This window comes from Acerihabitans sp. TG2 (genome assembly GCF_035013185.1).
Lineage (GTDB): Bacteria > Pseudomonadota > Gammaproteobacteria > Enterobacterales > Enterobacteriaceae > Acerihabitans.
Map to the genome: position 1 here is coordinate 377588 of NZ_JAYGJO010000001.1, position 24032 is coordinate 401619.

A 24032-nucleotide genomic window follows, 5' to 3' on the forward strand; every position below is an offset into this window, starting at 1 on the left:
GAAGTATTGTGCGTGTTAGCGGCACTGTATCGTGCCGTTTAACCGGTCACTAAGAGGCTTTTGTTGTGTGGTAATAAGCGTGGCTTATTACCGAGGGTTACACCAAGGCCAAGGGGCGGTTATCGGTGGTGCGTTCGGCCATCAACGACAGTAAGATTTTTTTCACTGCCTGTGCCGGCTGCGACAAGGGAAGATGATCGGATGAACAAAATGACAGCGGTGCCTGAATGCCCGGATTGATGATTTTTGCCATCCAGGCACCGGCGGGCCCGAGCAGCGCACGTGCGGCAGATTCAGGTAATACGGTCGCGCCATGGCCGCTGGCAACCGCTGCCGTCAGTGTGGTGACGGATTCGATTTCACACACCACATGCCCGACCAGGCCACGGGAGCTGAAGGCTTCATCCACCACTTTGCGCATATAGTTGTAAGTCTGCGGCAAAAACAGGTCGTATTTAGCCACCTGTTCAAGACTGACCGTATTGCCAACCTGTGGGGCCTGAGAACTGTTCACCAGATACAGGTCCTCTTTCATCAAGGAAATAAATGACAGACCGTGAATATCACGATTGCCATACAGCACGGCCATGTCCATGCGGCCACTCATGATCAGTTCACTCAGCGTGGTACCAAAATTCTCGTTGTAATAGAGTAAAATGCCCGGGTGTTGCTGTTTTACGGCCTCAAACAGCGGCAGGGCCAACAAAGAGGCCGCTGTACCTGGCGCCAATCCCACCGACACCGTGCCGGATAACAGCAGCGCCGAGCCGTCAATCGCGCTTTGCGCTCGCTCACACTGGCGCAAAATCGCCTGGGCATGGGTATAGAGAATTTGCCCGGCATCGGTGGGCGTGACGCCGCGCTTGGTGCGGATCAGCAACTGCTGCTTGACTTCACTCTCCAGTGTGGCCAACTGCTGACTCAACGCCGGCTGAGCAATATGCAGAATATCAGCCGCCTGCGTCAAACTGCCGATATCGACAATTTTCACAAAGTACTTAAGTCGCCTGAGATTCATGATGATGTCCTTGATAACCAATACATACTCATCATTAGCAATTATCAAGCCAGTCGTCAGCATGTCTCGTTAAAAATCAATATAACCTATTGTAAATAAGTGATTATATAATATTTTCATTAACTTCATCTGGCGGTGCGACGAGCATTCCTGCACAGCTATGATGCATTTTAGCTATCGCTGACGCCTATCCATAAGCCAACGCGATTGAACCAGAACGAACTCCTCTTAGCGCGATATCCAGACTCTCCATTACCGTATTTTCAATCCACACCGCATCAGGAGCACGTTATGAGTGCAATCCGTATCGCTTCACGCATTACCCGCATAAAAACCTCACCCAGCAGCACGGCGGCCGACCGGGCCAACGCTTTGCGGCGTGAGGGTAAGTCAATTGTTAATCTGGTGACCGGTGAACCCGATTTCGATACACCAGAGGTTATACGCCGGGCGGCTTGTGCGGCGATAGAGCAGGGGGAAACGCGCTACACGCAAAATAATGGTACACCGATACTGCGCCAGGCTATTGCCGATAAATTTATGCGTGAAAATCACCTGAGTTTTACCGCAAACAACATTATTGTCACCTGCGGGGCCAAAAGCGCGATTTTTAATGCACTGGCGGCCACCCTTGAACCTGGTGATAAGGTCCTGATCCCGGCCCCGTACTGGGTCTCTTACCCCGATATGGTCATGGCTTGCGACGGTCAACCCGTGATCATCCCTTGCCAGCAGGAGCATGGGTTTAAGCTGACGGCTGAGCAACTGCGTGCCGCCATCACGCCAGAGTGTCGTTGGTTATTGTTAAATTCGCCCAGCAATCCAAGTGGTGCGAGTTATTCCGACCAGGAATTGCGCGCACTGGCTGACGTGTTGATGGAACACCCGACGCTGGCGATCATGACGGATGATATCTACGAGCACATCCGTTTTGACCGCAGCACACCTAACCATCTATTGGCGATTGAACCTGGGTTAGCGGATCGCACCTTGGTGGTCAACGGGGTGTCAAAAACCTACGCCATGACCGGCTGGCGGATTGGTTATGCCGCCGGGCCTGAGGCCTTGATTACCGCCATGGGCACCTTGCAATCTCAGTCCACCAGTAATGCCTGTTCCGTCAGCCAGGCGGCAGCCGTGGCAGCGTTGAACAGCGGGACCGATTTTATTGAGCAAAGCCGCGAAACCTATCGCCAACGCCGTGATCAGATGGTCGATGCGATCAACAGTATTCCTGGTCTGACCTGCCAACCACCTGACGGCGCGTTTTATTTGTATGTGAACTGCGCAGGCATGATCGGACGTCAGACCCCGCAGGGCATACGCTTAAATAATGACAATGATGTGGTGCTCTATTTGCTGGAAAGCGAAGGGGTGGCCGTCGTTCCCGGTGCGGCATACGGCATTTCCCCGTATTTCCGGTTATCCATCGCCACCGATATCGACACCCTGCTCGAAGGCGCCAACCGCATGGCGCGTGCACTAGCCCAATTGTGTTGAGTCCAGATACGGTATTATCGAGAAAACATGATGTCTAAAATAGTCCCCCCTGAGGCGTTAAACTTTCGCCGCGCGCTGTTGGCCATGCTGGGGTTGTCGTTAACGTTAATGTTATCGGCCCTCGACCAAACCGTCATCGGCAATACCATGCCCTATATTGTGGCCGATTTGGGTGGCTTTGATTGGTACGCCTGGCTGGCAACCGGTTATCTATTAACCTCGATCGTGACGGTACCCATTTTTGGTCGGTTAGGGGACTATTTCGGACGCAAGTATTTTGTGATAACCGCCACGCTGGTGTTTACCCTGGCGTCGTTATTGTGTGCTCAAGCAAACGACATGCTGATGTTGGTACTCTGGCGCGCGTTGCAAGGCATCGGTGGCGGCATGTTGATCGGCACCGCATTTGCGTGCATCCCCGAACTTTTCCCTGAGGTGCGCCGCAGACTGCGTTGGCAAATTTTGCTCAGTAGTGCATTCAGTGTCGTGAATGCGCTGGGGCCGACGCTCGGTGGCATACTCACCGAACAGTATGGCTGGCGTTCGGTGTTCTACCTCAATGTGCCTTGTGGTCTACTGGCCTTAGTGATGGCGTGGCGTTATCTACCGTATATTAAGCCATTGCAACAGCACAATATTCAACTTGATTGGTTGGGCGCGCTATTGGTGATGCTGTTGCTCGGCAGTCTACAGTTAGGCATCACCGGCATGTCAACACACATGAATGAGCTAGGGGTGATAGCGTGGGTATTCGCCTCATTACTGTCATTCCTGGGGTTGATCGGCCAGCAAAAACGCGCGGCATCACCGCTATTGCCACCTAGCCTGTTTGTTCCGAGCACCGTGCGACAACTGTTTATCCTCTCGACGTTGGCAGGGGCGGTGATGTTTACCTTGCTCTATTTTGCCCCACTGCTGTTCCAAGGAGGTTATGGCTATTCGGCCCAACAAGCGGCCTGGTTACTCACCCCGCTAGGGGTCAGTATTACCCTCGGCGCCATCATTAACGGGCGTATCGTGACCCGACTACGCAACCCGGCGCTGCTGCCGGTATCGGGATTCTTGTTGCTTGCGGCGGCCTGTATTGGACTGGCACTCTGTGGTGCCAGGGCAAGTTTCGTGCAGTTGTTGTTGCTGATGCTGATGTGTGGCAGCGGGCTCGGTTTTATTTTGCTCAATCTCACCCTCTTTACCCAAACCTTGGCACCACGTGAGCACTTGGGTATCGCCACCGCGCTGTTGCAATCGTTTCGGTTAGTCGGTGGACTGCTTGGCACGGCGGCTACCAGCTTACTGCTGAATATGCTTTATCACGGGCTATTACGCCAGACCCTGGGCGAAGACGCCGCAGACCGTTGGTCCGACCCGGGCAAGTTGCTCGGGATGGTGGAAAAAACGGCGACGGGGGAGATGGTTTTTGCGCGTCATGCGTTGATCACCGCCATTGACGCCAGCCTGTTTATTTGCGCCGTCATCGCGATGGTTGCGGCAGGCATCACCTACCGCTTATCGAACATTGTGTTAGTGTCGCCGCAGGCATCGCGCCAGCCGACATCGTGACCATTATTGTGCGACGATCGACACCGCATCGTTATGTTGTCCGTCGGGCGTGGGATCTTTAGCATACAAATCCGCTCGGGTATACACCCGTCCCCCTGGCGCCACCGTGGCGGCAATCGATTCCAACAGACCTTGGGTGGGGGCTTTTTTACCCTGGATCACCAGCAGCAGCGGCAACAGCAGCACGGCGGTTAACTGCCCATAAGACAGGTGATGAATCTGGGTGTGCCGCGCATATTGCAGCAACAGAAATGAGCTGCTGATGGCAAATCCCAAGGTCAGGCCGGCAATCACTTCCGACACCGAATGGGCATGGATCACCACACGAGAGACGCCCACCGCCAACGCCAGGCCATAACCGCCGGCCACCGCTGCCAGTCGCAGCACACGGGGCGCGCGGCTGGTTAAAATCCAGATCATCACCGGCCAGATACTGGCGGATAATGCGGAATGACCACTAAAACCGGTGAAATCCAACCGCCGGCTGCCGATGCCCCAGCCCATAAAGGCCAGCTTGGACACCACCACTATCGACCCGGCCGTGCCAAACAGCAACAACCACTGCCAGCAAGTACGGCGGGTATCGGCTTTCCATAATAACAAGATGACAATCAGGGCTGCGCAGGGCAGTAACAGCATGCTATCGCCAAAAAACGTAAGCCAGTGCCAATTCATCAAAAGCCACTCATTAAGTAAAAAAACAGGGGAAGCCAATACCGCGTAAATGGCCCTCAATCGCTCAGTTTACGCAATGTGGGCAGATTGCTCCAGCCTGAATAATCTTAAACCTGTGATCCTAATCGCAGTAAAAAGTGTGATACAGGCCTATTGGGCCGACTGGCGGTGCGCAAGTGCTGGCGTCAAATTCCCTGGCACACTATAATTGCCGCGGCATAGGCGCCACACCGGCGCAACCCCTCCATTTTTAGACCAGGCCATTTATTGTATGACTGACAAGCCTCACCAGTGCGTCATAATCGGCATTGCCGGCGCATCCGCCTCTGGCAAAAGCCTGATTGCCAGCACGCTTTACCAGGAATTACGTGAGCAGGTCGGCGACGAACATATCGGCATCATTCCGGAAGACAGCTATTATCAGGATCAAAACCACCTGACCATGAGCGAGCGGGTCAAAACCAACTACGATCACCCCAGCTCGATGGATCATGACCTGCTCTACCAGCATTTATTGATGCTCAAGGCAGGCCAGGCGATTGAAGTGCCGGTCTACAGTTATGTCGAGCACACTCGCCGGCCGGAAACTGTCCACCTGGCGCCCAAAAAAGTGATCATTCTCGAAGGGATCCTACTGTTAACCGATATGCGCTTGCGCGACGAAATGAATTTCTCGATTTTTGTCGATGCCCCGTTGGATATTTGCCTGCTCAGGCGCATGAAACGCGATGTTAACGAGCGCGGTCGCGCCATGGAATCGGTGATGGAACAATATCGGAAAACGGTACGACCGATGTTTTTGCAATTTATCGAACCCTCAAAGCAATATGCCGATATCATCGTGCCGCGCGGGGGCAAAAATCGCATTGCGATCGACATTTTAAAGGCCAAAATCAGTCAATTTTTTGAATAATATCACGGGTAAACGTCAACGGCCTGGGCAAGATGCCAAGGGCGCGATGACCAGAGGCCCATTCCAAAAAAACGCGTATGGAGAATACAATGAGACTGTGCGACAGCGATATCGAGGCGTGGCTGGATGATGGCAGGTTGGTTATCAACCCACGTCCACCGATGGAAAGGATCAACGGTGCCACGGTGGATGTCCGTCTGGGCAATCAATTCAGGGTATTTCAGGGCCATACCGCCGCGTTTATCGATCTGAGCGGACCGAAAGAAGACGTCACGGCGGCGTTGGATCGGGTCATGAGTGACGAAATCGTCCTGCCGGAAGGTGGCGCGTTCTATTTACACCCCGCCGAACTGGCCTTGGCCGTCACCCTGGAAACCGTCACTCTGCCGGATAATCTGGTGGGTTGGCTCGATGGCCGCTCCTCGTTGGCGCGTCTTGGCCTGATGGTCCATGTCACAGCACACCGCATCGACCCCGGCTGGCAGGGCAGAATCGTGCTGGAGTTCTATAATTCAGGTAAGTTGCCGCTGGCGCTGCGACCGGGTATGTTGATCGGAGCATTAAGCTTCGAACCCCTAAGCGGCCATGCCGCCCGCCCCTACAACCGGCGGGAGGATGCGAAATATCGCAACCAGCAGGGCGCGGCCGGCAGTCGGATTGATGAGGATTAATTCCGTCACGGGCTGTGCATCGCAAGCAATAGACATGAGGACTGCATGAGACGACTTCTGACGACGCTGGTCATTTTGCTAGCAGTACTGGTGTGCGGCGTAACCGCACTGGTGGTGCTGATAAATCCCAACGATTTTCGTAACTACATGATAACCAAGGTTGAGCAGCGTAGTGGTTATCAACTGAAACTGGATGGCGACCTGCGTTGGCACGCCTGGCCGCAGTTAAGTATCCTGGCCGGGCGCATGACGCTCACCGCGCCGGGAGCCCGGGTACCGGTGATCAGTGCAGAAAATATGCGCCTGGATGTGCGCCTATGGCCGCTGCTGTCGCATCAACTGGCGGTAAAACAGGTGATGCTCAAAGGGGCGGTGATCACCATCACGCCCGACAGCGAAGCCCAACGGCCGAAGGATGCGCCGATCGCCCCTGCCGGCGCGAGCGACACCTCGGATCATCGCCAATGGTCATTTGACATCGCCAGCCTGAAAGTGGCCGATAGCCTGCTGATTTGGCAGCGCCAGCCCAACGAACAGATTAACTTACGTGACCTCAACCTGGATATGGAGCAAAGCGCTCACCGTCAGGCCAGCATCTCGTTCTCCAGCCGGATTAACCGCGACCAGCGTGACCTGACGGTCTCGTTGCATGCCAAAACCGACCTCAGCCAGTATCCGCGCCAGCTCTCCGCCAGTTTGGACAGCGTTGACTATGAACTGCATGGATCTGGCCTGCCTGCCGAAGGTATCAAGGGCGAGGGTAAATTGAGTGCGGAATATTCTGCGACCAACCGGACACTGGCGATAACCCACCTTCAATTTAGCGCCAACGACAGTCAACTCAGCGGCCAGGCCAGTGCCACGTTGGGGGTGACGCCGGTTTATCAGCTTGACCTGAATGCCGGCACATTGAATCTAGATACGCTAATGGGTTTTACTCAGGGCGATCAGGATAATCCGCATTCATTGCCTACCGCCAGCGGCAAACCGGTCATTGCCGACCTTGATCAGGCGTCGTCGGCATCGCCGTTAAACGGCTTCGACGGCCAACTAAAACTGACAGCGCAACGGGTGATTTACCACGGCCTGAATATTACTGATTTTAAAACCCAGGCCGACAATCGCCATGGGCATCTGGCGTTCAACACCCTGAGCGGCAAACTCGGCAACGGCGAATTCAGCCTGCCGGGTAGCGTGGATACCACCGGCAAACAACCGCATTTTGAACTGCACCCGATCTTGAAACAGGTGGCTTTGGGGCCCTTGCTACACGCGTTTGCGTTGCCACAAACCCTCGACGGACTGCTGTCGGTGGAAGGGCAACTGACTGGACAAACCTTTACCGTGGCCGACTTTGCACAAAACTGGCGTGGGGCCGGCGAGATGCGCCTGGAGAACGCCCGGTTGGAAGGGTTGAATATTAAGCAACTGATTCAGCGTGCTGTGGCGCGCAGCAATAACAATGTCTCCGTCGAGCGCAATGATGACACCTTCTCAATGGTAAAATTGCTACATGCCCAGGCCACACTGAAACAAGGCACATTACGCTTGGATAATCTGACGGGGCAATCCGATCTGATGACGCTAAACGGCAGTGGCAGCCTGGACCTGCCGGGTCGGCAGTGCGATGTTAACCTCACTATCCGGGTACTCAAAGGCTGGCAAGGGCAACCGGAGATCACCGAAGCGCTGGCCAGCACCGATATCCCGTTGCGGGTCTATGGCCCTTGGGATAATCTCAGCTACCAGTTGCATGTCGACCAACTGCTGCGCGACCGGCTACAGGACGAGCTGAAAAAACGCCTTGACGCCTGGGCGCAAAAAAACCAGCAACATCCGCAAAATAAAAATCTGCAAAAACTGATGGAAAAACTCTAAATCCCACCGCAGGCCCGGCAACCCCGGGCCTGCGGTCAAAGTGCGTTAACCCACCTCCGCAGTGTTAGACTTCGTATTCCGGTGCGCTAACCGGCGTGATCTTCACTTTGAGGATCCGGTGGCTGTCTACCTGTAGAATCTCAAATTGATAGCCGTCAATATCCAGGCGATCACCTTCAGCGGGGATCGCCTGGGTATGTTCCATCAACAGACCGGCCAGCGTATGGTACTCACGCCGATCGTCGAGTTCGATATTGATATAACCCACCAGATCTTCCAGCGGCAAATAGCCGTTTACCGTTAGCGTGCCGTCTTCGTGCAACACGATATCGTGGCGCGGGTCAATCTCCTCGTTCTCCAACGGCAGGTTGCCGGCGATGGTCTCCATCACGTCGCTCAGGGTAATAATACCCTCCACCGAACCAAACTCGTCGACGATAAACGCAAAATGGGTATGGGCAACGCGAAACTGCTCCAGCGCCATCAGCAAAGAGAGTTGCTCGGGAAACACCAACGGCTGGCGAATCAGCGAACGGATATTTAACGGTTGCTGCTGCAACTGCTGAGTGAGCAAATCAATCACATGCACCACCCCCAACGGCTCGTTAGAGGTATTGTCTTCGGTGACCACCAAGCGAGTATGTTGGTTGTTTTCCAACAAAGGAATAATGACCTCGGGCGGATCACGTAAATCAATATGTTCGATATCATGACGTGAGGTCATCACGCTACTGACGGTACGCTGGGCCATGCCCAACACCCGTTCAATCATGCGCCGCTCCTGCTCGTTAAACACCGCCTGGCCATGACCTTCGTTATCCGCCACCAGCGCCGAGGTTTGCGGATCGAGCTGCGCCTCCTCATGCTGCCCGTTAAGCAGACGCAACACCGCTTCGGCGGTGCGCTGGCGCAACGGACGTGCAGAAGATAAAAACCGCCGCCGATTATATTGCGCCAACTGGTTCAACGACTCGATGGCCACTGAAAAACCGATGGCGGCATACAGATACCCTTTGGGAATATGATAACCAAAACCATCGGCCACCAGGCTAAACCCAATCATCAGCAAAAAACTTAAACATAAGATAACAATGGTCGGGTGGGCATTGATAAAACGGGTCAGCACTTTACTGGCCGCCATCATCACGCCAATGGCCACCACTACCGCCGCCATCATGACTGCCAGATGGTCCACCATACCCACGGCGGTAATCACCGAATCAATGGAGAATACCGCATCCAAAATAACGATCTGCGTCACCACCGGCCAAAAGCGTGCGCCCTTACGCTGCGTCTGAAGCTCTTCATCGTTGCCTTCTAAACGCTCGTTAAGCTCCATCGTGGCCTTGAAAATCAAAAACACACCACCCGTAAGCATGATCAGATCGCGGGCGCTGAAGGGCTGTCCAAGCGCGCTGAACAGCGGGGAGGTTAACGACACCAACCAAGACATCGATGCCAGCAGTAACAGACGCATCACCAGCGCCAACGCCAGACCCACAATCCGCGCGCGATCGCGCAGACTGGGCGGTAACTTCTCAGCCAGAATGGCAATAAACACCAAATTATCGATGCCTAATACCAGCTCCAACACGATTAACGTAGCCAGACCCGCCCAAAGGGTAGGATCAGCAATCCATTCCATTAGCAAAATTTTACCTTTATCAGCAACTATCCCCCTAAAAAAAAAGGATGTTACACATGGCTAAAGTTCAACAATTAATTCTACCTTAAAACATTGCAACATGGATATTATGTAGTTGGTCTGATAATGTTAAAAAACCTGCGCCAGGCCAGAGACAACGCGGTTGACCTAAAGAATAAGATTTTGTTATTTCTCAAACAGATCACATTGAAAAATCTAATGAAAAAAAACAAAAAAAACAGACGATTCTGAGATGGCACCCTAAAACGGGTAGTCTTATTCCTAAAACACAGGGCAAGAGGTATTGAAACCTTGTAAAGCGGTGATTAATAATTAGTATAACAATGATGAGGCATATGTTGTGCCAGTTATATGATTATGGGTTAAAACGTGATCAATTAAGTGTCGAATTGTGACATTGTTAACACTGTGCAGCCTAACGCAAACCACCAAACAGCAGAAATCGTCCAGATAATGAACAAAAATTGCCAGTGCATTGGTAGCTACAAGCCAAGGGCGGTAGCGTGGGGGGACAACAAATTCAGCGCGCAGTTCACCGCGACGCTATGAAAGGCCGGTTAGCTGTGCAATGATGCCCCAAAACATCGCTGGGAACAAAAGGCAGTCTGTATAAATACAAGCGTCTTTAATAGACACCGGCTATCAACTCAGGTGATGTGGCCTAATGTTTTAATCCTATATAGTTATCAGTGAGAACTATATCGACCAGCAGGTAAAAACCTTTAGGCTAAAAAAGGTTTTTTTCAAAAATTTTTTGCTCGCCAGGCAGGGGCGGCCATACAGCCCTGCGGCTAATGAAACGATTTACGCCGCGCGGGATATAAAATTGCGGATAAAATACGCAAATTTCACATTTTTCACATGCATGAACGCGTTATAATCTTGTTAAGTATGGTGTTTGGAAACGGTTTTTGGTCAATTAGATTTAACAAAAGTAATGATGAGGTGCCGGATTTGGCGACAAAAACACCACACTGGCAGAGTTAACAACAGACGAAATGAACGGCGCTACGTTTTGGGGCTTTTTTTTTGGCATTAATACCTTGCGAAAGGCGAAACCAGATAAATGGAGACGTTTTTTATGCGGGCAACAGCGAAAGTGATGATAACTCAATGATGAAAAACAAACTTAAGTTGATGCCGCTTTTGGTGTCGGTGGCCTTGATGAGTGGTTGTACGATTCCTGGCATGAATTTGTCGACCAGTGATAAAACGGTCATTAAACAAGACGATTCAAATATTGATATCAGCAAATTTGTTAATGTTTACCCAATGACACCAAGACTTATTGAAGAATTGCGAGCTAACCCTCTGATTGCACAGAATAATCTGCCGCTCGATCAAGAAATAAAAAAATACGAATATCGGGTAGGTATCGGCGATATATTAACCATAACCGTGTATGACCATCCAGAATTAACCACCCCAGCCGGTACCTATCGTAGTGCCAGTGATGCGGGTAACTGGGTGAATTCTGATGGCACGATTTTTTATCCTTATATAGGCAAAGTGAGTGTCGCTGGACGAACGGTGGCGGAAATCCGTAACGAGATTACCAGCAGAATTGCCAAGTATATTGAAAGTCCGCAAGTTGACGTGAGTATTGCCGCATTTAGATCGCAAAAAGTATATGTGACGGGGGAAGTGACAAAATCGGGTCAACAACCGATAACCAATGTGCCTTTAACCGTGCTGGATGCAATAAATAATGCTGAAGGTATAACTGAGTTCGCCGATTGGCGTAATCTTATACTCACGCATAATGGTAAGGATCAGAAAATTTCTTTACAGGCGCTAATGCAGAATGGTGATTTACTACAAAATCATTTGCTCTATCCGGGTGATATACTTTTTATTCCACGAAACGATGACCTTAAGGTCTTTGTTATGGGTGAAGTTAAAAAGCAGGCTACGCTCAAAATGGACCGCGCCGGTATGACATTGACTGAGGCGCTAGGGAATGCTGAGGGTGTGGACCAATCAGTCGCCAATGCAAAAGGCATCTTTGTTATTCGACCACTACGTGGGTCTAAAGGTGGCAAGATAGCGGATATCTATCAATTGGATGCATCGGATGCTACCGCTTTAGTGTTGGGAACGGAGTTTCAGCTAAAACCGTATGATATCGTTTATGTTACGGCCGCCCCAATTGCCAGGTGGAATCGGGTTATCAGCCAGCTAATCCCAACAATTACTGGTGTTTACGATATAACTCAAGGTGCAAAAAATGTACAGAGTTTAAATTGATAATGTTTAATTCGATATTGGTTGTTTGTATGGGCAATATATGTCGGTCCCCTATCGGTGAGGGTCTTTTAAAACGCGCATTACCTACTAAAAACATAAGCTCAGCAGGGCTAAGTGCTTTAATTGGGCAGCATGCAGATAAAATGACGATTGAACTGGCAAAAAATGATAACTTGAATTTAGATTTTCATATCGCTAGACAAATTACACCAGCGATGTGTAGAGAAAACGATTTAATATTGGTGATGGAAAAAAAACATGTTGATATGATAACTCGTATTGCACCTGAAGTTAGAGGTAAAACGATGTTGTTTGGTTATTGGATAAATATTGAAGAAATAGCTGATCCATACAGACGAAGTCGCGAGTCATTTGAATTAGTTTACCGTCTTCTTGATGAGTCCACCCGTGCATGGGTGAAAGCTTTAAGCCGATAGTTAGGATGCCAAATGTCAGAAAAAATAAGAGAAAATAAATTAGCAGCAGAAAAGGGCGAACAAATCGACTTAGGCCGTTTATTAGGTGCATTTTTAGATAATAGATGGATGATAGTGTGCGCTGTAACAACGTTTGGAATCTTAGGAATATTATATTCCCTTTTCGCGACTCCAGTTTATCGCGCTGATGCTTTAATTCAAGTGGAACAAAATGTTGGCAATACACTACTGAATGATTTATCCCAGGTTTTGCCATCGAGTCAACCTGAATCAGCCGCAGAAATAGAACTTATTAAATCAAGGATGGTTCTTGGCAAAACCGTACAAGAACTTGGCCTTGATACGATAACATCTCAAAAGTATTATCCTCTTTTTGGTAGAGGATGGGCTAGAATAATGAAAGTTAAGCCTGCTCAAATTGTTGTATCTAAACTCAACTTGGATGAAGAATATACTAATGAGCCACTTCAATTAGAGGTGATAAATGATAAGCAATATATATTAACTGATTATGATGGTAAGAAAATAAATGGGCACATTGGGAAATTAGTTGAATTTGGTCAAAATAAAATCTTTATAGACTCTATAAATGCTGAGAAAAATACTGTATTTACTTTACAAAAAATATCCAAACTTGAAGCAATAAACAACTTACTTGTAAACTTTAATGTAGCAGATAAGGGTAAAGATACTGGCGTTTTAGCTCTAACTCTGACGGGGAATAATCCTGTATTGATACAGAAAATTTTAGACAGTATCAGTAAGAATTATTTAGAGCAAAATATAGATAGAAAATCTGAAGAAGCTGCGAAAAGCTTAATGTTTCTTAAAGCACAGTTACCAAAGGTAAGAGCTGATTTAAATATATCTGAAAATAAATTGAATAAGTATCGGCAAGCAAATGATTCTGTAGATGTACCACTCGAAGCTAAATCTGTATTAGATAGTTTGGTTTCTATTGATACCCAACTTAATGAACTAACATTCAAAGAAGCTGAGATTTCAAAACTTTATACAAAGGAACATCCAACATATAAGGCATTGTTGGAAAAAAGACAAATACTCGAAGATGAAAAAGATAAATTAAATAAACGCGTAAGTAACATGCCTAAAACACAACAAGAAATATTACGACTGACCCAAGATGTGCAAGTTGGGCAAGCAGTTTACATGCAGTTAATGAATAAACAGCAAGAATTGAGCATCAGTAAAGCAAGCACGATTGGAAATGTTAGAATTATTGATGATGCAATAGCTCAACCAAGAGCAATAAGACCTCAGAAGACTATAATAATATTGTTATCTATGATTTTTGGCGCAATTGTATCATTTTCTATAGTTGTTATAAAAGTCATTGTCCGCAAGGGAATAGAAAATCCTGAACAATTAGAAGAAGCTGGAATGTCTGTGTATGCTAGTGTTCCATTGTCTGAATGGCAGGCAAAAAACCATAAACAAATTTCGACTAGAAACAACAGGAAAGGTCATCATCAGTCATCAAATATTAAAACTGAAACATTATTGTCTATTGTGAATCCCACTGATTTAGCGGTAGAAGCAATTAGAAGTTTGAGAACAAGTTTACATTTTGCTATGCTTGAGGCTAAAAATAATGTTGTCATGATTTCAGGTGCAAGCCCAGCAGCAGGTAAATCCTTTATCTGTATGAATTTAAGTGTAGTAATTGCTCAAGCTGGCCAAAAAGTATTGATAATAGATAGCGACATGAGAAAGGGATATTTGCATGAAATGCTGGGATTAAATTATGAAAAAGGCTTATCGGATATTTTATCGAAAAAAATCGAGGTTCATGAGGCAATTAAAAAAACAAATATTCCTAATTTAGATGTTATCACCCGAGGGATTACTCCACCGAATCCATCCGAATTGCTCATGCATCCTAGACTTGGTGAACTTTTAACATCAGTTACAACTCAATATGATATTATCTTAATTGATACTCCACCGATTTTAGCAGTTACGGATGCAGCAATCACTGGACGTAATGTTGGTACAACGTTAATTGTAGCAAGATTTGAGTATAATACAGTAAAAGAAATAGAAGTTTCAAAAAGGAGGTTCGAACAAAATGGAATCGAAGTTAAAGGTGTTATTTTGAATGCAGTAATAAGACGGGCATCAAGCTATTATGGTTATAATTATGGGTATTATCAATATGAATATGATAAAAAATAAAAAATAAAAAATATACTAATTCCCTTACGTAGATATAATAATAAAATATAAATTGTGAGGTATTTTTCGTGAAAAAAATTGTTATTTATACTGCGTTATTTGGAGATTATGATAATCTACATGAACCAAAAGATAAGTATAATAACTGTGACTTTGTATGTTTTACTGATAATCGTAGCTTGGCCTCAAAAAATTGGCGTTTTATTTATATTGATGTGGATTTTAAACAAAATAACACTCTTTTGAATCGGCATTATAAATTATTCCCTCATAAATATTTTCTTGACTATACATTCAGTATATACATTGATTCAAATATTAAAATATTAAATAATCCATATTCACTAATTAATAAATACCTCAATGATGCCAATATAGCACTACCAAAGCATCTTGAAAGGTGTTGTTTATATCGTGAGGCTGATATATGTGTAGAATATGGAATAGCTAAAAGTAGTGATGTTGAGGTTTTAATTAACCGTTATCACAAAGAAGGTTTCCCCGAAAACTTTGGATTAGCGGAGAACAATATAATATTAAGAAGACATAATTCAGAAGAGATTTTAAGGCTAATGGAGGCTTGGTGGAAAGAGCTAAATAATGGGCCAAAAAGAGATCAACTTAGCCTCATGTACTTAATGTGGAAATATAAAATATCCTTTGAATTAATGGATGAAAATTCTAAAAATAAGAATAAATATTTCACATATATGCTACATAAAAAAGATCTACAAAAAAAAACAATAAAAAAGTTTGAAATTTTTATAAATGCAAATTTCAGAAAAAAATACATATATTTATCTATAAAAAAGATGTTAGATATTATTTTTTCAATTAAAAATTTCATTAAAAAGTAGGAGATTTTTTTTGGTAAATAAAAACAGAAATCTTTTCTCTATATTATTTGTAATACTAATATATGCGAGTATATTATTACCATCCGGTTCTATCCTTGGTGTGAATGTAAAAACAATAACTGCAATATTTTTGATGGTTGCAGTATTACTCATTTTTATCTCTAATTCTTTTTTTTCTTTCAAAGAAATATCATTGTTGCTATTGTTCATGGCATTTATGACTTTCTATTCAACACTTTCCATAATAAATGGATATTCAATTGCATCTATTTTGTCTCAAATTAGCGCAATTTTGGCCACAATTATCCCTATGTGGATTGGAGCATTAATTATACGTAGAGGATTCTTAGGGTTATCTAAGGCTATCAATATTCTAATTACAATTGCTCTAATACATGCAACAATAAAACTTGTGTCGTTTGTGCTAATAACGGTTGGGATCATTAGCTTAGCAGATTATACAGCTATGCAATCTGAAATTTTTGGTGTCTTGCCAATATCGTTAGAGGTTGATAATTTTGTAAGGCTTAATGTACCAAGTGACTTTATTTTTCCAGTTGTATTGATGCTTTGTTTAATATCAGAAATGGGGTATATTCGAAAGTATTTTTCAATTGCTATAATATTATTGGCCATTGTGGTTACTTATTCCAGGTATTTATGGCTCTATGCAGTTCTAGTGTTATTAGTTTATTATTGTTCTTCTTTATTTAAAAGTTTAATGACAAATGATGCAAGAAATAGTACTGGGATAAAAGTCTCTAGTCTTTTATTTTTTATTTTTATAATAGCGTTAAGTGTAATAATAATAATTATTTTTTATATGAATAATAATACAGGTAATGACTTTATTACAAACTTTATTAAAGAACGATATACCGGTGATAATGCATCTGCAAGTGATTATACTAGAACAGTGATGTATACATGGTTATCGTCTGCTGTTCTAGACAGTCCAATAATAGGTTCTGGTTTGGGATCGTATATACTCCAATATAGACGCTTCTATGAAACACCATGGAATTATGAGTTACAATGGTTAGCTTTAACTATGAACTTTGGCATAATTGGTATCATCTATATATTTACTCAATTAGCCATATACTATAAAAAAATAATATTTAATTTTTTTGAAGTTGAAATGATTGATAAAACATTTGTCTGGATTATTGGCATGGTTTTATGGTTGTCCGTTGGTTTTTTTAACTGTTTTCTCATTACATCGTCAGCTGGTGTTGTTTTTTGGGGTTTCTGGTTATATCTAGAGAAGATAAAAGAATATAATCAAAAAATTAAAGGTTCATAGTTTAATTATTTACTCGTAACAATTCGGTGATCTTGTGGATAAAATTAATAGAGTAATAGTTCTTCTTTCAAGTTTTAATGGTGAAAAATATATTCAAGAGCAAATTGAAAGTATTTTTCATCAAAATGCAACAAATATATTGATTGATCTGATTGTTAGAGATGATGGTTCGTCAGATGATACAAAAAAAATAATAAGTAGTTTAAAAAAAAACAATATACAGAATGTTTTTTCAGAAAATATTGGTGTAGTTGCTAGTTTTTTTGAGCTAATAAAAATTGCAAATGATGATGCAAATTATTATGCTTTTTCAGATCAAGATGATGTTTGGAAAGAGAATAAAATTGAGAGAGCTGTATCATCGTTATCGATGTATGAAAAGCCATGCATGTGGTGTAGTCGTCTTGATGTTGTAGATTCTAATTTAAATCATTTGTTTTTTTCTGAAATACCCAAACGACAAATCAGCTTTAATAACGCATTGGTAGAGAACATTGTAACTGGGTGTACTATTGTACTAAATAGAGCTGCATTCCTCTTATTAAAGTATTCTTTGCCTGACCCGAAAAAAATAGTGATGCATGATTGGTGGTTTTATCTTGTAATTTCAGTCTTTGGGCAAATTATATATGATTCCGAGCCATCTATAAATTATAGGCAACATAATGCTAATGTAGAAGGCATGAAATTTGGTTTAAGTAAAATTGCAAAAAAAATTAGTACAATATCGAAACCTAGTAAATATACATCAATATATACTCAACTTTCTGAATTCTTTAGGATCTATAATAATAGTTTAACAAAAAATGAAAGAGACATATTATATAATTTCATGGTATCGATAAATGGTAAAAACATTTTTAAAGCTGTTCAAATGGTGTTCTTGGGAAAAGTATATAGGCAAACAAATATAGAAAATTTATCATTAATTTTTTCAATTTTTACAAAGAGAATCTAAATAATGGGAACAAAGAAAATAGATCATGTGCTAGCATTTTATTTACCTCAATTCCACCCAATTGAAGAAAATAATGAGTGGTGGGGAAAAGGATTCACCGAATGGACAAATGTTGTAAAAAGTAAAGCAAGATTTTCAGGTCATAGACAACCTCAAATACCTTCTGACTTAGGATTTTATGATCTAAGATTAGCCGCGACAAGGTCGTCGCAAGCTGAACTCGCTAGAACATATGGTATAACGGGATTTTGTTATTATCACTACTGGTTTAATGGCCATCAATTATTGGAAAAACCATTAAATGAGGTTTTAAACATTGGTGAACCAAATTTTCCTTTTTGTATTTGCTGGGCTAATGAAAACTGGACAAGAGCGTGGGATGGGCTTGATAGAAAAGTTTTAATAAAACAAGATTATACGATAGATGATTCTGATGCTCATTTTCTTGAATTAATAAAATATTTTAAAGATCCCCGTTACATTAAAATTGATGAAAAGCCATTATTTATTATATACAGATATGATCACATTCCTAATGTAAAAGAATATTTTTTAAAATGGCGAATGTTAGCTAAAGAAAATGGGTTCCCTGACCTATATGTTTGTGCAGCTAAGAATGGCTTTATTACAGCCTCTGATGAAACAATAATAGACTTAGGCTTTGATGCAATATTGGATTTTCAACCTAATCGTAATGATTTTCCAATATCTGTTTCATTTAAACAAAAAATCATAACACTAGCAAAAAAAACATTACCAGACTTTATTTATCAATGGTTGAAAGTAAATGGTTCGGCTATCAATCGTATTGATTATGAACAAATGGTTATGGGTATAACAAAACAAAAATGGCCTAGTGGTTATAATAAATTCCCATGTATTTTCCCAAGTTGGGATAATTCCGCAAGACGAAAAACACCGACGATAATACAAAATGATAAACCTGCCATTTATGAAGATTGGCTAATTTTTAGCATGAATTCAGCGTATGAATACAAGGAAGGACAAAGAATTATTTTCATTAATGCCTGGAATGAATGGGCTGAAGGTTGCCATCTAGAACCGGATGAAAATATGGGAAGAACATTTTTAGAATCCACCAAAAAAACCATCGATAAATTTTAACGAGATATAATATGAAATACGCAATTATTATTCCTGTCAGAAACGGAGGTGAAATCTGGAAGGAATGTGTTGAGGCAATAAAAACACAAAAAAAACTTACCCCATATATATATATAATCAATAGTAATTCTTCAGATGATACGATTGACATCGCATCAAAATTAACAAAAGAAATTATTTCAATTAATGAATCCGATTTCAATCATGGTGGTACAAGAAATTTTGGTGTAACTTTAATTGAAGACTTAGTTGATATAATAATATTCTTAACTCAAGATGCTATACTTTGTTCAAATACCAGTATTGAAGACATTATTTCTTCATTTTCTGACCCAGATGTTTTTGCTGCTTATGGACGACAGTTACCTCATAAAGATGCTAATCCAATAGCAAGGCATGCTAGGAATTTTAGTTACGGAACCAAAAGTTTTATCAGTAGTTTGGAGCAAAAAAAAACATTGGGCCTTAAAACGGTTTTTTTATCGAATTCATTCGCGGCTTATCGGGTCTCGAAATTTAAAGAATTAAGTGGGTTTCCTGAAAATACAATCCTTTGTGAAGATATGTTTCTTGCTTCTAAGGGAGTACTTGCTGGCTATAAAATAGCGTATGTAGCGAATTCAACTGTATTTCATTCTCATAATTATTCACCAATAGACGAATTCAATCGATATTTTGATATTGGTGTTTTTCATCACAATGAGAATTGGATCCGTCAAACGTTTGGAGGTGCTGGAGGTGAAGGGAAAAAATTTATTATTTCAGAGTTAAAATATTTATTAATTAATGCCCCCTTATGGATTCCTCGTGCAATTGTGACTAATTTATTTAAAATAATTGGTTACAAATTAGGTTGTAGCAATAATCTAATCCCTTTTTTTTTGAAAAAAAGAATAAGCATGCATAAGGCATATTGGAAAAAAAATCACACTGATTATTGATGAATGAAAATACCACAATTAATGTAATTAACATATTAAATATAAAATTTTAACGCGTAATGTCTTATCTATTAATCAAAAATGGTAGAGATAATTAACTTGAATTTAATAAAAACATTATAAATTAGCACATTATTCGAGTAAATACAGTTGGTTAAAAAATGCATTCGCTATTTAAACTAATTATTTTCAGGTATATTAAAAGTAAAGAATGCATAATAAAATGTCTATCAATGATATATGGCATTATTTAATGCAGTAAAATTCTTATAATTACTACATAATAAATGTGAAATTTATTAAAAATAAGTACGTTATAATTAATGTTTATTCACTTTATAGATAAATTAGTAGTTTAAGATATTTTGCAATTTTCATTTCCCTTCTATTTAATTATTAAGTTTATTTTCCACATTAGAATAATATTTTAGTAATTATAATATCATTTCAGATTCTTTATTTTATTTTTACATTAAAAAATATCTCGTTGATTAAAAAGTTAAGAACAGCTTTTAAAGGTTGTTCTTAACTTAAAAAATTCTTTATCAAATAATTACCCTTACGATAAAGTTAGTTTGTTGTATTAATTCTCGAAATTTTATTACAACAGAATCAATATTTATTTGCTGTATTTGAGTGGGGACGATTTCTCCAGCAGTTGTTGTTACATTTATTTGACCAGGATCAGGTAAATAAAATAATGGCAGTGGAGAGAATTTTAATGTTAAAGATGTTGCACCAATTTCTGCTGAACCTTGTCCAGTTACAATTGCTGTTCTTGTTGTTCCAGAAGCAGAAGTCATTTTTATCAATGATTGATTTTTAATGGAGTTTAGATAAACCTCTTCATTTTTATATCCTTTATTATCTGAAGAATGCCTGATTGATGGTTCAATAATCCAACCACCAGATACTGTTGTTATGGAATTGTCAACACGAATTGCATATCCAAGTTTTCCAATTATATTTTCAGTTTGTATATGAGTGCTAGAGATCCGTGGAGATGCAATATTCTGTGGATAACTTTTCTTAAATACTATATCGCTTGCTCCTAGTCCGTTTTTGTTATTATTATAGAATTTCATTGTACATGAAGGTTGTATTACAGAATCAAATACAATAACATCATGAGAGCATTTATTAGCAATTCCACCTTCAATAGCTGGTAGCAACGTTCCATCTTCAAAGAGCATTCCGACTCCAGTTATGTGTGAAGGATTACCATCGATGTAACAATTAACAATTCGGGGCTGAAGAACTGGTCCTTTAATCCATAAGGATGCAATGTTTGAGTCTTCTGGTGTATCATAAGAAATAAACGGTGGCAAGAAATCAGCCCCATCTATTATAGCGTTTGGACAATAAGAACCATTTAAACGTACTGCAAATCTTTTTGAGATCGGCCAAAAAAAACATTGATTACTCTTAAATTCTGACATGTATATATCAACTGAGGCGTGCTCTACAACACAGTTATTAAAATTGCAAATTTCTCGTTGTTTTATATTTGTGTCACCAAGAATACATCCTTGACCTTGTGCTTCACGTGATTTAAAACCGCTGATTTGCAAAAAGTCGAAACTTTTTCGAGATCCCGAAGTGGTGAAGTGAGGTGATTGATGAGATGAGGTATATTCTAGGCTCATCTGATTTAGTCCACCACCTAATCCACTAATATTAAACATCTTAATTGAACTTGAAGATTTTATGATCGTTTTTCCCATTCCCTCACCAGTGAAAGTGATGCCATCGCCTGAAACAGTTAACGTTTCATGTTTATATGTACCTGTTGGAATCTTTGCTACTTTTGCCATTGCACTTCTATTTAGTGCATCAGATGAGTCTAGTGTCCCAGATGGATCAGCACCATAATGAATTACATTAAGTTCGTTCCTATTTATGCGGATCCACCTGCCAATTTTATTTATACCGATTGGTTGTATAAATGTACCTCCATCATCAGGTTGGTCGCAAGATTCATCCCAAATGAAATCTCCACCACCAAATGGCCCATAATTAAGCAACTCAGCTCTTTCATAATAAGAAGATAAATGAATTCTATCATTGTTATTTGAACCGATAATCTTTCGCAGGTTCTCTATACTTTTACATACGGTATAATAATTATTATTATTTAAAATATTCCCATTATTATCGTGAGTTTTATCGCTTACATGATAATCAACAAAAATTAATTGGCCAGATGAATTCTTAATTCCAATTGAGTAATCACCATCAATAAAAACTGGGGAAGGAACTTTGTCAATAGTGATCTGTCCGTCTTCATTTGTTTTCAATGGTTTCTTTAAGAATATTTTCTTACCACTTGGAATGATTTGATATACTTTTTTAATATTCTTATCATCTAAAGGGTTAATATTACTTTTACCAATATAAATTGTTGCTTGTGCTATTTTTTCTCCCGTTCTTGGATGAGTGATTATAAATAATGTATTTACCTTTTTTACAATAGCTAATGTTCTCTCATCTGATAAAGAGGTTAAATTTTGGCTATGGAGTCTCTCTGCAGTTAACGATGTAAATGATACCGCAGATACTTTTAAAAAATCTCTTCGATTCATAAACTTGTTTCCTTTAGGTGTGTTATAAATATTAAATAATATATAGCACTTGTAATTTTTTGACAACTCGCAATTTTCACTACGGTTAAATATTTTAAAAATATTGTTTTAAATGGATATTTTTCGTATATGTTATGATTTTTAAAAAATCAATGATTTATATCTATAACAAAAAGCGTGATTTGTCTGTACTTGCAAAGAAATACTAACTCAAGAAATTTTTATATTTTATAACGGAGTCATTATGAATATTCTTGTTACAGGAGTGGCGGGTTTTATTGGTTTTCATGTGGCTAATAAGTTATTAAAACTTGGACATAATGTTATTGGTATTGATAACCTTAATGACTATTATGATAAAAGACTTAAAATATCAAGATTGAAACTATTGGCATGTTATCAGTGTTTCAGTTTTAAAAAAATAGATTTAAGTGATAATAAAGAGATTAATGAAATATTTACGAATAGTAAATTTGAAATTGTTATTCATCTTGGTGCACAAGCTGGTGTAAGATATTCATTAGATAACCCGCTAGCGTATGCTGATTCTAATTTAATAGGTCATTTGAATATACTAGAAGGTTGTAGAAACTTTAAAATAAAACATTTACTTTTTGCTTCATCAAGTTCTGTTTATGGTCTAAATAAAAAGATTCCATTTTCGACTGATGATCCAGTTGACCATCCAATTTCATTTTATGCGGCTACTAAGAAAGCCAATGAATTGATGTCACATACGTATTCACATCTTTATGGCATCCCAACTACTGGCCTGAGATTTTTTACTGTTTATGGGCCATGGGGAAGGCCAGATATGGCACTTTTTAAATTTACGAAATCTATTCTGGAAGGTAAAACTATCGATATATATAATAATGGTAATCTTTCACGTGATTTTACCTATATAGATGATATTATTGAATCAATAATCCGTCTTATTGATATTGTACCTAGGCCTGACGAACAGTGGTCTGTGGAATCTGGGTCACCTGCTACTAGCTCAGCTCCATACAAGATATTCAATGTAGGAAATGGAAGCCCAGTTAAATTACTTGATTTTGTTGAAGCGATTGAGATTGTTTTAGGCATCAAGGCAATAAAGAAATTCTTACCAATGCAACCTGGCGATGTTTTTAATACCTGTGCTGATACTGATGATTTGTATGAAAAAATTAATTATCGGCCAAATACAACAATTCAAACTGGTGTTTTAAAATTTGTGAGCTGGTATAGAGATTATTATAAATTATAAAACACCAACTATATATTATTTGATAAAGATTAATCTTTATAGGAATACCTAACTTTGAAATTATTTCATTAGTCTTAGCTCTTTAATTTAAATGTTAAAAAATATTTTTACTTATTTAGAAATATGTGTTTCTTCCTAATTTCAGATTAGTTGAGAAAATACTATTTTCGGTGTTTCATTCTCAATCCAGGGGGTGGAGCATATTCGTGTTGCGTTTATCCAAGGCTCGCAAGATAGAGAGCAGCTCATA

General features: G+C 41.4%; 18 protein-coding genes. 14 read left to right on the plus strand and 4 right to left on the minus strand.

The annotated features are described in order from the left end of the window. Positions 1–97: 97 nt before the first annotated feature. Complete coding sequence (gene nac, locus SJI19_RS01685) at positions 98–1018, minus strand: nitrogen assimilation transcriptional regulator NAC (protein ID WP_323476511.1); 921 nt, start codon at positions 1016–1018, stop codon at positions 98–100. 291 nt (positions 1019–1309) lie between these two features. Between nac and SJI19_RS01690 the strand changes: the two genes are divergently transcribed. Next, positions 1310–2518 (plus strand): aspartate transaminase, encoded by a 1209-nt coding sequence (locus SJI19_RS01690; protein ID WP_323476512.1) that lies wholly within the window; start codon positions 1310–1312, stop codon positions 2516–2518. Positions 2519–2545: 27 nt separating this feature from the next. Further along, on the plus strand, positions 2546–4078 hold the full coding sequence (locus SJI19_RS01695) for an MFS transporter (RefSeq protein ID WP_323476513.1): 1533 nt from the start codon (positions 2546–2548) through the stop codon (positions 4076–4078). A gap of 3 nt (positions 4079–4081) precedes the next feature. Here SJI19_RS01695 and SJI19_RS01700 read toward each other — a convergent pair whose 3' ends face one another. Continuing rightward, positions 4082–4753, minus strand: a complete 672-nt coding sequence (locus SJI19_RS01700) for a phosphatase PAP2 family protein (protein WP_323476514.1) — start codon at positions 4751–4753, stop codon at positions 4082–4084. A 271-nt stretch (positions 4754–5024) separates the two neighbouring features. On the opposite strand from SJI19_RS01700, the gene udk reads away from it, so the two are divergent. From udk to asmA, 3 genes are all read left to right on the plus strand, one after another. Continuing rightward, complete coding sequence (gene udk / locus SJI19_RS01705; RefSeq protein WP_323476515.1) at positions 5025–5666, plus strand: uridine kinase; 642 nt, start codon at positions 5025–5027, stop codon at positions 5664–5666. Positions 5667–5755: 89 nt separating this feature from the next. Next, on the plus strand, positions 5756–6337 hold the full coding sequence (dcd, locus tag SJI19_RS01710; RefSeq protein ID WP_323476516.1) for a dCTP deaminase: 582 nt from the start codon (positions 5756–5758) through the stop codon (positions 6335–6337). A 45-nt stretch (positions 6338–6382) separates the two neighbouring features. Then, on the plus strand, positions 6383–8215 hold the full coding sequence (asmA, locus tag SJI19_RS01715) for an outer membrane assembly protein AsmA (protein WP_323476517.1): 1833 nt from the start codon (positions 6383–6385) through the stop codon (positions 8213–8215). Between the two features lie 64 nt (positions 8216–8279). On the opposite strand, the gene SJI19_RS01720 is transcribed toward asmA, so the two are convergent. Further along, positions 8280–9860 carry a TerC family protein gene (locus tag SJI19_RS01720; protein ID WP_323476518.1) on the minus strand — a complete coding sequence of 527 codons (1581 nt, stop codon included), beginning with the start codon at positions 9858–9860 and terminating at the stop codon, positions 8280–8282. 1134 nt (positions 9861–10994) lie between these two features. Between SJI19_RS01720 and SJI19_RS01725 the strand changes: the two genes are divergently transcribed. The 8 genes from SJI19_RS01725 (at position 10995) to SJI19_RS01760 (ending at position 19948) form a co-directional block, all read left to right on the plus strand. Then, a complete protein-coding gene (locus tag SJI19_RS01725) occupies positions 10995–12128 on the plus strand; it encodes a polysaccharide export protein (protein ID WP_323476519.1) in 1134 nt (377 codons plus the stop codon). Positions 12129–12130: 2 nt separating this feature from the next. Next, positions 12131–12565 carry a protein tyrosine phosphatase gene (locus SJI19_RS01730; protein WP_323476520.1) on the plus strand — a complete coding sequence of 145 codons (435 nt, stop codon included), beginning with the start codon at positions 12131–12133 and terminating at the stop codon, positions 12563–12565. Positions 12566–12577: 12 nt separating this feature from the next. Further along, entirely contained in the window at positions 12578–14761 is a 2184-nt protein-coding gene (gene wzc, locus SJI19_RS01735; protein ID WP_323476521.1) for a tyrosine-protein kinase Wzc, read from the plus strand. Between the two features lie 68 nt (positions 14762–14829). Continuing rightward, positions 14830–15618: a glycosyltransferase domain-containing protein gene (locus tag SJI19_RS01740; protein WP_323476522.1), complete on the plus strand. Its 789-nt coding sequence runs from the start codon at positions 14830–14832 to the stop codon at positions 15616–15618. A gap of 10 nt (positions 15619–15628) precedes the next feature. Beyond that, entirely contained in the window at positions 15629–16924 is a 1296-nt protein-coding gene (locus tag SJI19_RS01745) for an O-antigen ligase family protein (RefSeq protein WP_323476523.1), read from the plus strand. A 34-nt stretch (positions 16925–16958) separates the two neighbouring features. Next, positions 16959–17882, plus strand: coding sequence for a glycosyltransferase family 2 protein (locus SJI19_RS01750; protein WP_323476524.1), 924 nt, complete (start codon positions 16959–16961; stop codon positions 17880–17882). A 3-nt stretch (positions 17883–17885) separates the two neighbouring features. Further along, a complete protein-coding gene (locus tag SJI19_RS01755) occupies positions 17886–19007 on the plus strand; it encodes a glycoside hydrolase family 99-like domain-containing protein (protein ID WP_323476525.1) in 1122 nt (373 codons plus the stop codon). A gap of 11 nt (positions 19008–19018) precedes the next feature. After that, on the plus strand, positions 19019–19948 hold the full coding sequence (locus SJI19_RS01760; RefSeq protein WP_323476526.1) for a glycosyltransferase family 2 protein: 930 nt from the start codon (positions 19019–19021) through the stop codon (positions 19946–19948). Between the two features lie 545 nt (positions 19949–20493). Here SJI19_RS01760 and SJI19_RS01765 read toward each other — a convergent pair. Continuing rightward, positions 20494–22530, minus strand: a complete 2037-nt coding sequence (locus SJI19_RS01765) for a hypothetical protein (protein WP_323476527.1) — start codon at positions 22528–22530, stop codon at positions 20494–20496. A gap of 244 nt (positions 22531–22774) precedes the next feature. Between SJI19_RS01765 and SJI19_RS01770 the strand changes: the two genes are divergently transcribed. Continuing rightward, entirely contained in the window at positions 22775–23782 is a 1008-nt protein-coding gene (locus SJI19_RS01770; RefSeq protein WP_323476528.1) for an NAD-dependent epimerase, read from the plus strand. The last annotated feature ends 250 nt before the right edge of the window (positions 23783–24032 follow it).

What these genes read in the sequence shown, in the direction of transcription:
- nac (WP_323476511.1), bottom strand. Translation starts at nt 1,018, where the DNA reads ATGAATCTCAGGCGACTTAAGTACTTTGTGAAAATTGTCGATATCGGC.
- SJI19_RS01690 (WP_323476512.1), top strand. Translation starts at nt 1,310, where the DNA reads ATGAGTGCAATCCGTATCGCTTCACGCATTACCCGCATAAAAACCTCA.
- SJI19_RS01695 (WP_323476513.1), top strand. Translation starts at nt 2,546, where the DNA reads ATGATGTCTAAAATAGTCCCCCCTGAGGCGTTAAACTTTCGCCGCGCG.
- SJI19_RS01700 (WP_323476514.1), bottom strand. Translation starts at nt 4,753, where the DNA reads ATGAATTGGCACTGGCTTACGTTTTTTGGCGATAGCATGCTGTTACTG.
- udk (WP_323476515.1), top strand. Translation starts at nt 5,025, where the DNA reads ATGACTGACAAGCCTCACCAGTGCGTCATAATCGGCATTGCCGGCGCA.
- dcd (WP_323476516.1), top strand. Translation starts at nt 5,756, where the DNA reads ATGAGACTGTGCGACAGCGATATCGAGGCGTGGCTGGATGATGGCAGG.
- asmA (WP_323476517.1), top strand. Translation starts at nt 6,383, where the DNA reads ATGAGACGACTTCTGACGACGCTGGTCATTTTGCTAGCAGTACTGGTG.
- SJI19_RS01720 (WP_323476518.1), bottom strand. Translation starts at nt 9,860, where the DNA reads ATGGAATGGATTGCTGATCCTACCCTTTGGGCGGGTCTGGCTACGTTA.
- SJI19_RS01725 (WP_323476519.1), top strand. Translation starts at nt 10,995, where the DNA reads ATGATGAAAAACAAACTTAAGTTGATGCCGCTTTTGGTGTCGGTGGCC.
- SJI19_RS01730 (WP_323476520.1), top strand. Translation starts at nt 12,131, where the DNA reads ATGTTTAATTCGATATTGGTTGTTTGTATGGGCAATATATGTCGGTCC.
- wzc (WP_323476521.1), top strand. Translation starts at nt 12,578, where the DNA reads ATGTCAGAAAAAATAAGAGAAAATAAATTAGCAGCAGAAAAGGGCGAA.
- SJI19_RS01755 (WP_323476525.1), top strand. Translation starts at nt 17,886, where the DNA reads ATGGGAACAAAGAAAATAGATCATGTGCTAGCATTTTATTTACCTCAA.
- SJI19_RS01760 (WP_323476526.1), top strand. Translation starts at nt 19,019, where the DNA reads ATGAAATACGCAATTATTATTCCTGTCAGAAACGGAGGTGAAATCTGG.
- SJI19_RS01765 (WP_323476527.1), bottom strand. Translation starts at nt 22,530, where the DNA reads ATGAATCGAAGAGATTTTTTAAAAGTATCTGCGGTATCATTTACATCG.
- SJI19_RS01770 (WP_323476528.1), top strand. Translation starts at nt 22,775, where the DNA reads ATGAATATTCTTGTTACAGGAGTGGCGGGTTTTATTGGTTTTCATGTG.